Source organism: Desulfobacterales bacterium (assembly GCA_028704555.1).
In the GTDB taxonomy this organism is placed as follows: domain Bacteria; phylum Desulfobacterota; class Desulfobacteria; order Desulfobacterales; family JAQWFD01; genus JAQWFD01.
Genome location: JAQWFD010000005.1, coordinates 57389 through 71281, shown reverse-complemented (window position 1 = coordinate 71281; position 13893 = coordinate 57389). Strand labels below are relative to the sequence as shown.

Here is a 13893-nt window from a genome sequence, read left to right as displayed (position 1 = left end):
CCGCCTGAGCTGTTTTTCATGAACACGATTTTCTTCCGCACATGCCGTACCGGTCAGATCGTCTAATGGTTCCATATTCCATCTCCAAAGCCTGATACACCAGGGCAGGTTATTTTGTAAGCCATTTTTTTATTTCTTCTTTTTTAGGCACCTTGCCAGAGCATTTCACTTCACCGTCAACGACCACCGCCGGCGTGGCAAATACGCCGTAACCGGCGATTTCCATCAAATCCGTAACCTTCTGTACATCGGCAGCAATTCCGGTTTCACTGATAACTTCCTTCACAAGCGCTTCAGCCTTTTTGCATTTTGCACAACCCGGTCCCAATACTTTAATTTCCATCTTTTTTATCCTTTCCCTTCCACTGTTTTTCCTTTATCACAATAAGCGCGTCGACCGTATCAGTCAGCAGCGTTACATTTACATATTTCTATATATAAATATAGAATTGACAAAAAAAATTATCGTCCGCAAATCTCTTCCCGATGAATGAAAGGCAGTTTATCAACTGCCTCGGAAAGGTCCTGATCATCTTCAAGCCAGTGCTTCAGATTTCCCAGCAGACTGGCAGCGTAGGGGCTCGACCGGCCATCCGACAGATAATAATTGACCCACAGCCCGTCTTTTTCCGAACGTACCAGGCCGGCATCCTCAAGGATCTTCAGATGCTTGGATACTGTAGGCTGTGCAAGGTCCAGTGCCTTCCGGATTTCGCATACGCACAGCATTTTATGCTGCAGGAGCTTGAGTATTTTTACCCTGCCGGGGTCTGACAGTGCTTTCATCACCCTGATAAACGTTTTCATTGCACCCTCCATATTCTATATTTGGAATATATAGGCGATCCCATCCGTTGTCAAGGACTTTATCACCCCATTATTTAGATAAACTTACAAAAAGTCCCCGACCTTTTTCCCTTCCAGCCCCTTACATCCCTTCCAGCGTTTCCATCAACGCTTCCATAACCTCTGTTGCTCTTCCCTTGAGGAACACGTCCGAAATTGCATGGGTGTAAGCGGATGCCTCGGTATTGATTTCGATTATCCTGGCGCCGTTTTCCTTTGCCATGTATGGAATGTAGCAGGCCGGGGTAACTTTCCCGCTGGTTCCAATCAATAAAAACACATCGGATTTTTCGGCTTCAAGTGCTGACATCGAACTTGCCGGCTCGGGAATCCCTTCTCCAAAAAAGACGAAGTCCGGTTTTAATATTCCGCCGCAGGATATGCAGCACGGAGGCAGTTTGATCAGATCCACCTCCGACACATGATATTTTTTTCCGCATTCCATACAGACCAGAAACCGGGCCGTCCCATGATATTCATACACGGTGGAATTGCCGGCTTCCTGATGGAGGTTGTCGATATTCTGGGTAATGACCACATCCAGAAGAGACATGGCCTCCAGCTCATGCAATGCATAATGGGCCGCGTTGGGTTTTGCCTGCCCGAAAAAATCATAAAAAATTTCTTTGATCCGGCCCCAGCACTCATCCGGAAACGTTAAAAAATAATTGATATCGAGAAATTTGGGATCATACCTGTTCCACAAACCGCTCTTCCCGCGAAATGTGGGAATACCGCTTTCAACGGAGATCCCTGCCCCGGTAAACGCCGTAACCCGTTTTGCCGACCTGAGAATATCTGCCGCTCGTTGATACATAATGCCCCCTAGGTTTGTTCGAATGCGCTGGTGAAGCACCTCACCGGAATTACCTTGTTCCATGAATTCAGAATCATTTTCAACAGCACAGGAACGCCATTCAAAATCTCATCAATTATGGTTAGCACACCTCGACGGCCAGATAAACCCCAACGTTGCAAGATCTGTTGCCAGAAGATGGTCCGGTTATGCACTTTCACTGGCATTTTTTATATTTTTCCGCTATAAATTTAACTGTACGATCTCTTCATATGAAACAGCAAACCGGACAGTTCTGAACGGCACACTGCTTTTTCTACCGCCTTAAACAAAGGTAATATTTTATATTATAATACCAGAAATTATTTACAGGAGGAACTTATGAGTTCGGTCTTAATCATTGGCGCCGGTGGCGCCGGAAATGTGGTGACTAAAAAATGCGCGCAAGCAGAAGAAGTATTTACCCGGATATGTCTTGCCAGCCGAACCCTTGAAAAATGCGAGCGTATTAGAAAACAGATTAAACGGCCTATTGAGACCGCCCAGGTCGATGCGGACGACGTTTCTCAGGTCGTGGCCCTGATCAATCAATTCAAACCGGATATCGTAATCAATATCGCCCTGCCCTATCAGGACCTTTCCATCATGGATGCCTGTCTGGAAACCGGGGTTCACTATCTGGATACCGCCAACTACGAGCCACCGGAGGAAGCCAAGTTCTGCTATCAATGGCAATGGGAATATCATGACCGATTCAGGGAAAAGGGCATTATGGCGCTGCTGGGCAGCGGGTTTGACCCCGGGGTTACCAGTGTATTCTGCGCTCATGCTCAGAAGCATCACTTTGATCAAATAAACACCATCGACATCCTCGACTGCAATGCCGGCTCCCACGGGCATCCTTTTGCGACGAATTTCAATCCGGAAATCAACATCCGCGAAATCACCCAGAGGGGAAAATATTTTGAAAAAGGCCAATGGATCGAAATTGATCCCATGTCCCTGCATCTGCCCTTTGATTACCCGCAAATCGGTTATCGGGAAAGTTACCTGCTGTATCACGAGGAGATGGAATCCCTTTGCAAAAACATTCCGGGAGTCAAACGGATCCGATTCTGGATGACATTCGGCGAACAGTACCTGACATACCTGCGGGTGCTTCAGGACGTGGGCATGACCCGGATCGACCCGGTGGATTACGAGGGACATCCGGTTATACCGCTGAAGTTTCTCAAAGAAGTGCTCCCGGTTCCGAGTTCCCTTGGCCTTAATTATACGGGCAAGACCAATATCGGTTGCCTGATCAACGGTATCAAGGACGGAAAGAAAAAGCAGTATTACGTGTATAATGTATGCGATCACGCACTGTGCTATAAAGAAGTCGGGGCCCAGGCCGTTTCCTATACCACCGGGGTACCGGCCATGATCGGCGCAAAAATGATTGTTACAAACACCTGGCAGGGCAAAGGCGTATTCAATATTGAAGAATTCGATCCGGACCCCTTTATGAAAGATCTGAATCAGTACGGACTGCCCTGGAACGAACAGGAGCTGGATCCTGAAACAAACTTTTTCACTGGTTTATCACACGCTTTTAACCGGATCGACTAAAGGCTCCGGCAGACACTGCACCGTCTTGCTTGCCTTTTTGACCGTCTGCAAGGCGTATCACAGAGCGTACATACTTGTCGTATGTGCGCTTTGATACCCATAGAAGACGAAAAAGATAAGCGAGTTTGCAAAATCCGGAAATCCGGCGCAACCCAGGCATAATTAATTTTTCCCAGGGCACGAATGGCCAAAACTCATGCAGAAAACTGAAAATATTGATCTCAAAAGAGTACCGACTCCCTGTTATCTGGTAGATGAAGTTGCACTTGAAAACAATCTGAAGATTCTGTCCCATGTTCAACAATCAGCCGGCTGCAAAATCCTGATGGCGCTGAAAGGCTTTGCCATGTGGCATTTTGCGCCGATGATCGGCAAATACCTGAGCGGAACCAGCGCCAGTTCGGTGGATGAGGCCCGGCTCTCCCATGAAAAATTTTCAGGCGAGGTGCACGTCTGCGCCCCGGGCTACAGCGATGCACATTTTGAACAAATCGTTCACTATGCCGACCATATTGTATTTAATTCCTTTTCCCAGTGGAAACGTCTGAAACCGATGGTCAAAAAAGCACCCGGGCATATCGAATGCGGTATCCGTATCAATCCGGAATATTCCGAGGTGGCAGTTCCCATCTACAACCCCTGCTACCGGCAGTCCCGGCTGGGGGTCACCCTGCCTCAGTTTCAGGAGCAGGACCTTGATGGCATATCCGGGCTCCACTTTCATTGTTTGTGCGAGCAGGATGCCGGGGTCCTGCAACGGACCCTGTCGGCAGCCGAAAAGCGGTTTGCCCCCTGGTTTTCCCGGATGAAATGGATCAATTTCGGTGGCGGCCATCACATCACCCGTCCGGATTACGATGTTCAGGCCCTCTGCGAACTGATTACCGGCTTCAAGCGCCGGTACGGGACAGAGGTTTATCTCGAACCCGGGGAGGCCATTGCGCTGAATACGGGCGTGCTGGTATCTTCTGTACTGGATATCGTTGAAAATGACATCTCCATTGCCATTCTGGACACGTCGGCAGCCACCCATATGCCCGACGTGCTGGAAATGCCCTACCGGCCTGAGATCGCAGGCGCCGATGAACCCGGCCGCCTCGCATATACCTACCGGCTCGGCGGCCCGAGCTGCCTGGCCGGAGACATTATCGGGGATTACTCGTTTTCAGAGCCGCTCACCGTGGGTTCGAAACTGATTTTCCTGGATATGGCCCACTATACCATGGTGAAAAACAACACCTTTAACGGCATCCGCCTGCCGTCCATCGGGGTGTTCAACCCGGAAACGGGCGATGTCACCATTATCCGGGAATTTGGTTATGAAGACTATAAAAACCGCCTGTCATAAACCGATTCAATCCTGATGATTTCGGGATCTCGCAAGTCCGATTACCTTGCCCGTCTTCAAGGTGTATAAAAAATATGGCTCAATCACAACTTCGGCCATAGTTTTGAAGTGTGGCCGATGAGCATCAGAAATTATCCATTGGGACAATCAGGATTGTTTCCCCTATGGACAATCAGGCTTATAAGGTATATTTATATTTTCGATTTATTTTTTTTTAAACTCAAGTCTGTTTGTCAAGCTACCTGATATTTTGAGACTTATTGCAAAGCCCCCAGGGGAAAAAAGAAGAATTCACCCAACTGATTGATTCCGTAACAACAAACAAAACGGATTTTTTCCGTGAATCCGGACATTTCACACATCTGGTTCAAAAAATATTGCCAGGGATGACCCGGGCACAACCATATAACAGTCGTATAAAACTGAACATCTGGAGCGCCGGTTGCGCCAGTGGGGAAGAGCCCTATACCCTGTCAATGATCCTTTCGGATTTTATCAGTTCAAATCCGGGTATAGACTTCTCAATCCTCGCCACTGATATATCCACCAGGGTATTGTCCGATGCCATAAATGCAACTTACCCCGAAGAGGCGGTAAAACCGATTCCGATAAAATTCAAGCGGAAATATCTGATGAAGGGTACCGGGAGCAAAGCAGGATATTACCGCATTGTTCCGGAAATCAGAAAATACATCTCCTTTCGCTGGCTGAATTTTCTGGACAATGATTTTGGCATCAACAATCCGATGGATATTATATTCTGCCGGAATGTGATCATTTATTTCGATCGAAAAACGCAGCAAGGGTTGATCAACAAATTCTACAATCAATTAAAGCCGGGCGGATATCTGTTTCTCGGACATTCTGAAACCCTGAATGGAATTGATTCTCGCTTTGATTCGGTTGCCCCGACCATTTACCAGAAAATGTAATTCACCATCGTTGCACAACCCGTAATGATGAAGGATGGAAAAACCGTTATTTCCGTTTTACAAATTTGTTAACATAGAAAAAAATGAGAAAAAATTACAAATATAGAACAGGGACAAAAAAAATCTTTGAAGAGTCACGGACAAAAATCTGCGACGCCGTAAAAGCAGCTTCCAGTGCCCATCTGAAAAACATCCGACCCATACGTAAGGTCCGGAAAGCTTGCGATGTCGACTCTGATGATACGAATTTTGCAACGATACTTCACCGGCAATCTGTACCCGACTTATGATATATATCCTCGATATTTTTGGCACATTTGTTTTCGCGATTTCCGGAGCCTTCAGGGCCGTCAAATATGAGCTGGACATCCTGGGCGTTCTGGTGCTGGCAATTGCAACCGGTGTGGGAGGCGGGCTGATCCGAGATGTCATCATCGGATCCACTCCCCCGGCCGCCTTTCAGGATGAAACCTATCTGCTCATCTGTATCCTGGGCGGTCTGATTGTGTTCATATCCGCACCGAAAATCGCGAAACAATGGGATCTGGTCATGGTCGCCGATGCCGTTGGCTTAGGGGCCTTTGCCGCAATAGGGGCCGCCAGAGGGGCTATCCACGGACTGGGTCCCATGGGAATCATGATGATGGGTGCCATTACGGCTACCGGCGGCGGAGTGATCCGGGATATGCTCGTCAGCGAAATCCCAGCGGTCATCCGTACCGATTTTTATGCCACTGCCGCCCTGGCCGGAGGGGGCTGCTTTTTTATCATGAAATCTCTCGAATTCGGGGAACCGGTTCAATTATTTTCTGCCATCGTCATCACAACAGGTCTCCGGGTTGTCGCCATGATATTCAAACTTAATCTTCCCAAAGTCCGAAGCCTGCCTGAATCGCCTTCCGTCATTGCCCGGAATCGGAAAACCAGAAGAAAAAAATAACCTTATACACCGGCTGTCTCCTGTGTTAACATACTTGGAATTATTCATACCCCATGGCATGATGTTCATAACATCCATGATGGGTTTTCAATTCAATTTAACTTGTCACATCGATAAAATCTGCTATGTTTATTCCGACCACAGTTCCGGAAATGCGCCGTCTGGGATGGGACGCGCTTGATATCATCCTGGTGACCGGCGACAGCTACATTGACAGCCCGCATGTGGGGGTGTCGGTTATCGGCAAAGTACTGCTGAAGGCAGGCTACCGGGTGGGCATCATTGCACAGCCCCAAATGGATTCGAATACCGATATCGGCAGACTCGGTGAGCCCCGTTTATTCTGGGGAATTTCCGGCGGCTGTGTCGATTCCATGGTGTCCAATTACACGGCGCTGAAAAAATGGAGAAAATCAGATGATTTCACGCCGGGCGGAGTCAATAACCGACGCCCCGACCGTGCCGTCATCGCATATTCGAACCTGATCCGGCGCTGTTTCAAGTCCACCTGCCCCATTGTCCTTGGCGGAATTGAGGCCAGCTTAAGACGCATCGCCCATTATGATTTCTGGTCAGACAGCATCCGCCGGTCCATCCTGTTCGACGCAAAAGCCGATGTGCTGGTCTATGGAATGGCCGAACGCAGCATCGTTGAGCTGGCTGAGCACCTGAAACTGAAAAAGGACATCCGTGATATCCGGGGTCTGTGTTATATCTCAAAAGAAAAACGGTCCGGGTATCTCGAATTATCTTCTTATACCGCGGTAGCCGCTGATAAAAAGGCCTTTACGGACATGTTTCATGCGTTTTACCAAAACGGTGATCCAGTAACTGCAACCGGTTTATGCCAGCAACAGGATACCCGGTACCTGATACAGAATCCGCCGCAGCCTTACCCGGCTCAACACGAGCTCGATGAAATCTACGATCTGGAGTTTGAAAGAAATCATCACCCCTTCTATCAGAAAATGGGAGATGTCAGAGCCCTTGAGACCATCCGGTTTTCCATCAGCACCCACCGGGGCTGCTACGGCGAATGCAATTTCTGCGCGATCGCCGTGCATGAAGGCCGCACGATCCGATGGCGAAGCGAAGACTCCATCGCCCGGGAAGCTCAGCGCCTGTCTCAGCACCCGGATTTTAAAGGCATCATTCAGGATGCAGGCGGCCCTACCGCAAACATGTATGGCTTTGAATGCCCCAAAAAACTGAAACATGGCAGCTGCCGGCAGAAACGCTGCCTGTTCCCGGAGATCTGTCCGCAGCTGCCGGTCGACCACCGCCCTCAGATCCGGCTGCTCAAGCGCCTCCGTCAGATAAGCGGCATCAAAAAGGTATTTGTATCCTCCGGCATCCGCTATGACCTGATTCTGGCCGATACCGCCAGCGGCGAAAAGTATCTGAAGCAGATCATCGATCACCACGTATCCGGCCAGATGAAAGTGGCCCCGGAACACAGCGAAGACCCTGTTCTGAAGGCCATGGGAAAACCCGGCACCGCGTCGCTGGTCAAATTTAAAGACCTGTTCTATCATCTGACCCGTGCCGCCGGCAAAAAGCAGTTTCTGACCTACTACCTGATTGCCGCACATCCCGGATGCCGGGAGCAGGATATGAAAAAGCTCAACGCATTCGCTGTCCACACGCTTAAAATTCATCCCGAACAGATCCAGATTTTCACCCCCACGCCGTCCACCTATTCAAGCCTGATGTATTACACGGAGCGTGACCCGTTTACCGGCGCTCCCGTGTATGTGGAAAAAAACCCCCGCCGGAAGGAACAGCAGAAACGCATCATGTTCGAAAATAAAGGGGCACGGGAACGATGACGGTCTCTGCCACTGCCCTTCTTTCCTGTTGATATGCCTGATAAGTCTTGACGCCGTATTTACAGCTGTCGTATCCTTTTAGCAGATGCATTCCAAAATCATTTCATCCGGCCACCCCGCCGGTCCGATTTATATGACACCACAGACCGTTACCCTATGCGCAAAATTTTCAAGGAGGATTCTGCCATGATTTCAAAGGATCGACGTCAAGTCTACAAAGGGGAGCGGCGCGTTGTCCCTCCCTGCAAGCCGATCGGAATTGATATGGAAACAGTGGAAGCCAAATTCAGTCATCTGGAGCATGATGTAAAACTCATATTTTTTACCCGTGAAGCCTCGATCACTCTTTGCCAGCAGGCCAGGAGCCTGTTTAAATGCGTGGCAGCGGTTACCGCTAAAATTGGTTATGAAGAGTATAATTTCGCCATAAATAAGGAAAAAGCCCTGGAATACGGAATTTTTGGAATACCGGCGCTGGTCATGATAGGGGAAAAGGACTACGGGATCCGTTATTATGGATGCCCGACCGGGTTGGAGGTCGCCAATTTTCTGGAAAATATTGTATTTGTCTCCCGGGGCAGATCAGGCCTGCCGCAGGAGATTATCGATAAAATTCAATCCCTTGACCATGACACTCACCTGAAAGTGTTTTTATCCGACGTATGTCCCTATTCACTTGTGATAGCCAAACTGGCCCTGAGACTGGCAATCGCATGTGACAGGCTCAGTGTGGATATCATTGATGCCACAGAGTTCATGGAAATCGCAGAGGAGTATAACGTCCGCGGGATACCGATGACCGTGGTGAATGAAACAAAATCTTTTTACGGCGCACTGGCTGCGGAAGAATATGTCAATAAAATTCTGGAATACAGCGCGGAAGCATTGTTGAAGGATTAAGGGAGAAAAACGGCTTTTTTCAAGGCCATCAAATTTCAAGTTGAAAAACCTGTTAATAACGATATAGTAAGCAAGCGTTCTTGAACAGGCCCTTATTCCAGGTTGTCAGTTTTGTTTCCAACCCTTCACCGGCAACCTTTCTGATACCCATTTTAAAAAGACGGATTTCCATGAAAGTTAAAAATATACTCGATTCAACTGCCATATCGTTCAGCTTTGAATTTTTCCCTCCAAAGACAGAGCCCGGATGGGGAAAACTGTTTCAAACCATTTCCAATCTGATACCGCTCAAGCCCTCCTATGTCAGCGTTACCTATGGCGCAGGGGGATCAACCCGGGAACGAACTCATAACCTGGTCATCCGCATCCATGAAGAAACGGATTTAACCGTGGTCTCACACCTGACCTGTACGGGGTCCACAAAAAGCGAAATCCGTTCCATCCTCGATACGTATTCCGAACATGGGATCAAAAACATTCTGGCCTTGAAGGGAGACCCGCCGGAAGGGGGGATTGCCGTTCCTGCCGCTGATGGATTTGGCCATGCGGCTGATCTGGTATCCTTTATCAAGGCGCATTATCCGAACATGGGAATTGGTGTGGCCGGATTTCCCGAGGGGCATCCCGCCACGCCGAACCGCCTGAAAGAAATCGAATATCTCAAGGCAAAAATTGATGCCGGCGCTGACTATATTGTCACGCAACTGTTTTTTGATAACCGGGACTTTTACGATTTCTGCGAACGATGTGAACTGGCGGGAATTCATGTTCCCATTATTGCCGGCATCATGCCGATTTTATCCCGAAGGGGAATGGCCAGAATGGCGGAGCTTGCCGCCGGCACCCGTTTTCCAGCCCCATTTTTAAAGGCGCTGTCACGGGCTCAAACCGATGATTATGTGGAAAAAGTCGGTATTCACTGGGCAACGGAACAGGTCCGTGATCTCATCGACAACAATGTACGGGGAATCCATTTTTATACGCTTAACACCGCCAGAGCCACGCTGAAGATTTATGAAGCGCTCGGGGTCAGGGACTCTGAACAACTGGCAAGCTGAACCGGACGGACCAGTCAGGCGGGTACCTGAAGGGTGGGCAACCGGAAAAGCACCCTCTGAACGTTATATCTGTTTATATGGAATGCCTATCAGATTATGTTTGACAATTACTTCCGTCATTGCTAATGATAAACAAATTTAAAACAGGTTTGAATATGAAAACAGATACAGCCATTATCAACATAATTAGCATTATCAGCATTTTCGTGGCCGGCATCATTATCGGCTGCGAAAATGGGGTATGATAATGGCGTAACATCAAACAGATAAAATTCAAAATCCGTTATCAGCCTCAAGGGCCGGTAACGGATTTTTTTTTATTCAACCACCACATTCATAAGAAAAGGAGAATTGAATCATGCCGGAAGAAATTTTACAGATCGCAATGAGGGTCCGCGAATTACGTGAAATAGCCGGTCTGTCCATTGCAAGCCTGGCCGAGGAGTTTGATATACCCGTGGAACGGTATAAAGCGTATGAGTCCGGCACAGCCGATATACCCGTCAGCTTTTTACATAAAATCTCAGGCAAATTCAATATCGATATAACGACCCTGTTAACAGGAAAAAATCCCAAGCTTCATATTTATTCTCTGGTCCGTAAAAATCAGGGCCTCAGTGTTGAACGCAGGGAACAGTACAAATACCAGAGTCTGGGGTACAATTTCATCCGTAGAAAGGCTGATCCGTTTCTGGTTACCGTTGAGCCCAAAGCCGAAGATTCCCCTATCCATTTCAATGCCCACCCCGGGCAGGAATTTCAATATATGATCCAGGGACAAATGAAAATTGTGATCGATAAGCACGAATTGATCCTGAATGAAGGCGATTCACTGTTTTTTGACGCAACTTATCGCCATGGCATGAAGGCATTGGGAAATTCACCGGCTCATTTTTTGGCCATCATTCTATAGACCCGCGCCAAAACCATAATGAGGGAACATATGATCAAACAATATTTATCAAAAACAGATTTCAAATCCTATGAAGATTTTTACCAGAATTTCAGCATAAATATTCCTGATAATTTTAACTTTGCATATGATGTGGTAGACCGGATCGCTGAACAGCACCCGGAAAAACGCGCCATTGTCTGGTGCAACGACAGGGGGGAAGAAAAACAAATTACGTTTGAGGCATTGAGAATCCATGTCAACAAAACCGCCAATGCCTTTCAATCGCTTGGCATCCGCAAAGGCGATCCGGTCATGCTCGTTCTCAAACGCCGGTATGAATTCTGGTACTGCCTGCTGGCGCTTCACAAACTCGGCGCTATCGGAATTCCCGCTACGCACCTGCTGACCGCAAAGGATATCTCCTACCGAAGCAATGCCGCGGATATCAAAATGATCGTTACGGTCAATGAAGATACCATTTGCCGGGAGATCGAGGCAGCGGAATCCAAATCCCCTGCACTGAAACTCAAAGCCGTTATCGGTAAAAACCGTAAGGGGTGGATCAATTTCAGCAGCCAGATGGAAACCGCCCCCGACGAATTTGCGCGGCCCACAGGCGATCAGGCGACCCAGAACCAGGATATATCGCTGCTTTACTTTACCTCCGGAACCACCGGCATGCCTAAAATGGTTCAACACAATTTCACCTACCCCCTGGGCCACATCGTTACGGCTGGATACTGGCAGAATGTTCAGAAAGACGGGCTGCATCTGACCGTCGCCGATACGGGCTGGGCAAAAGCCGTCTGGGGAAAAATATATGGCCAGTGGCTCTGCGGGAGTGCGGTATTTGTCTATGATTTCTGTAAATTCAAGCCCGCAAAACTCCTTGAAGTCATCGACAGATACGGGGTCACCACGTTTTGTGCGCCACCGACCATATACCGTTTTTTTATCAAGGAAGATCTGTCCCGGTTTAAATTCGAAAAACTCAGTTATTGCGTCATTGCCGGAGAACCTTTAAATCCTGAGGTCTATCACCAATGGCTGAAAGCCACCGGAATCAGGATGATGGAGGGCTATGGCCAGACCGAGCTGACGGTAGCCATAGGCAATTTTCCCTGGATGACCCCGAAACCCGGGTCCATGGGCAAACCCTCACCGGGGTATGAGATTGACCTTGTCGATGACAACGGAGAATCGTGCCCCGTGGGCGAGGAGGGGCAGATTGTGGTCCATACCCGCCGGCACGGGCCCGTGGGAATGTTTGACGGCTATTACCGCGACCGGGAATTGACCCGAAAGGTCTGGCATGATGATATCTATTATACCGGCGATAACGCATGGCGAGATGAAGACGGTTATTTCTGGTTTATAGGCCGTGCCGATGATGTCATTAAAAGCTCGGGATACCGCATCGGTCCTTTTGAAGTTGAAAGCGCGCTTCTGGAACATCCCGCAGTACTTGAATGCGCCATCACGGCAGTTCCGGATCCGATACGGGGACAGATTGTCAAAGCGACCGTGGTGCTGACCAAAGCCTATCATCCGTGTGATGAACTTATCCACGAGCTCCAGGAACATGTCAAACGGGTAACGGCCCCATATAAATATCCCCGGACTATCGAATTTGTTGATGAACTTCCCAAAACCATCAGCGGTAAAATCCGTCGGGTTGAAATCAGGGGAAAAGACAGCCTGGTGTAATCGACGAGATACCCCTTCCGATGGAGCGGCGGGACTGACACGACCATTCAGCCCCGCCGCTCCGGTTCAGGCATCCCCCGGATCGTGCTGGAGAAGCCGGCAATGGGCGGAACGAAGCCCGCGACAATATGGCCGACGTTACGATCGAGTCCAAAATTATCATCCCTCAATGCCGGAGCCGGTTTTTATCATGACCGGATCCGAATCCATCCATGCCGGAAACTTGTTCCGATAATCCCGAAGCTTTTCATATGACAATGCCGCCGTGTGGATGCACTCACTGTATGAGTGCTGAAAAACAGTTTCACCGAAATAGTCCATGATGCATGAATCGCCACTGTGAGCCAGACCTTTGCCATCAACCCCCACCCGGTTTACGCCGATGACATAGCACTGATTTTCAATGGCTCTTGCCGTCAGCAGCGTGTTCCAGTGAAACGAGCGTTTTCCCGGCCAGTTTGCGACAAATACTGCAATATCATATGCGTTTTCAATGTTTCTGATCCAGCACGGAAATCTCAGGTCGTAGCAGATAAACGGACGGATTTTCCAGCCCGACAGATCAACGGTAAGGTGGCGGCTGCCGGCGCTGTAATAATCGTGTTCTCTGCCCATGCGAAACAGATGCCGTTTGTCGTATGTCAGAAATGTGCCGTCCGGCCTGGCCCAGATCAACCGGTTCAGATACGAACCGTTTTCCTTCAACATGACACTTCCGGCAATATCCGCACCGGTCCTGCGGGACATATCCAGAAGCCAGCGAACCGCCGGTCCGTTCATGTCCTCTGCCAGCTTTTCCACATTTGTACTGAACGCGGTTGAAAACATCTCCGGTAAGATAATCAGCTGCGTATCCTCCTGGATCGAATCTATTTTCCGGGTCAATATCGACAGATTGGATTCCACATCTTCCCAGATCAGCTCTGTCTGAACCAATGTAACCTTCAAATCACGCATATATTTTTCCCTGTCTACTCATCAGTTGAACTCCATGGATCAACTCAATACCCATTTCAATTGCAGACATCGTC

The 13893-nt window shown here is 48.7% G+C and carries 13 protein-coding genes; 9 read left to right on the top strand and 4 right to left on the bottom strand.

Annotation, left to right across the window (positions count from 1 at the left end; genetic code table 11):
* Positions 1–109 precede the first annotated feature (109 nt).
* The 3 genes from PHQ97_03485 to PHQ97_03475 form a co-directional block, all read right to left on the bottom strand.
* A complete protein-coding gene (locus tag PHQ97_03485; GenBank protein ID MDD4391798.1) occupies positions 110–343 on the bottom strand; it encodes a thioredoxin family protein in 234 nt (77 codons plus the stop codon).
* Between the two features lie 119 nt (positions 344–462).
* Positions 463–807, bottom strand: coding sequence for a metalloregulator ArsR/SmtB family transcription factor (locus PHQ97_03480; protein ID MDD4391797.1), 345 nt, complete (start codon positions 805–807; stop codon positions 463–465).
* Positions 808–928: 121 nt separating this feature from the next.
* Positions 929–1663: an NAD-dependent deacylase gene (locus PHQ97_03475; protein MDD4391796.1), complete on the bottom strand. Its 735-nt coding sequence runs from the start codon at positions 1661–1663 to the stop codon at positions 929–931.
* A 360-nt stretch (positions 1664–2023) separates the two neighbouring features.
* On the opposite strand from PHQ97_03475, the gene PHQ97_03470 reads away from it, so the two are divergent.
* From PHQ97_03470 to PHQ97_03430, 9 genes are all read left to right on the top strand, one after another.
* The gene (locus PHQ97_03470) at positions 2024–3253 is read left to right on the top strand and encodes a saccharopine dehydrogenase family protein (protein ID MDD4391795.1); all 1230 of its coding nucleotides are present in this window, start codon (positions 2024–2026) and stop codon (positions 3251–3253) included.
* Between the two features lie 196 nt (positions 3254–3449).
* The gene (gene nspC, locus PHQ97_03465) at positions 3450–4601 is read left to right on the top strand and encodes a carboxynorspermidine decarboxylase (GenBank protein MDD4391794.1); all 1152 of its coding nucleotides are present in this window, start codon (positions 3450–3452) and stop codon (positions 4599–4601) included.
* Between the two features lie 260 nt (positions 4602–4861).
* Positions 4862–5533, top strand: a complete 672-nt coding sequence (locus tag PHQ97_03460; protein ID MDD4391793.1) for a chemotaxis protein CheR — start codon at positions 4862–4864, stop codon at positions 5531–5533.
* Positions 5534–5819: 286 nt separating this feature from the next.
* Entirely contained in the window at positions 5820–6473 is a 654-nt protein-coding gene (locus PHQ97_03455; GenBank protein MDD4391792.1) for a trimeric intracellular cation channel family protein, read from the top strand.
* 125 nt (positions 6474–6598) lie between these two features.
* Positions 6599–8302: a YgiQ family radical SAM protein gene (locus PHQ97_03450; GenBank protein ID MDD4391791.1), complete on the top strand. Its 1704-nt coding sequence runs from the start codon at positions 6599–6601 to the stop codon at positions 8300–8302.
* A gap of 186 nt (positions 8303–8488) precedes the next feature.
* Complete coding sequence (locus PHQ97_03445; protein ID MDD4391790.1) at positions 8489–9202, top strand: thioredoxin family protein; 714 nt, start codon at positions 8489–8491, stop codon at positions 9200–9202.
* A 170-nt stretch (positions 9203–9372) separates the two neighbouring features.
* Positions 9373–10260, top strand: a complete 888-nt coding sequence (gene metF / locus PHQ97_03440) for a methylenetetrahydrofolate reductase [NAD(P)H] (GenBank protein ID MDD4391789.1) — start codon at positions 9373–9375, stop codon at positions 10258–10260.
* Between the two features lie 358 nt (positions 10261–10618).
* The gene (locus PHQ97_03435) at positions 10619–11173 is read left to right on the top strand and encodes an XRE family transcriptional regulator (GenBank protein MDD4391788.1); all 555 of its coding nucleotides are present in this window, start codon (positions 10619–10621) and stop codon (positions 11171–11173) included.
* A 30-nt stretch (positions 11174–11203) separates the two neighbouring features.
* The gene (locus tag PHQ97_03430) at positions 11204–12862 is read left to right on the top strand and encodes an AMP-binding protein (GenBank protein MDD4391787.1); all 1659 of its coding nucleotides are present in this window, start codon (positions 11204–11206) and stop codon (positions 12860–12862) included.
* Between the two features lie 159 nt (positions 12863–13021).
* Here PHQ97_03430 and PHQ97_03425 read toward each other — a convergent pair whose 3' ends face one another.
* Positions 13022–13819: an amidohydrolase gene (locus PHQ97_03425; protein ID MDD4391786.1), complete on the bottom strand. Its 798-nt coding sequence runs from the start codon at positions 13817–13819 to the stop codon at positions 13022–13024.
* Positions 13820–13893 lie beyond the last annotated feature (74 nt).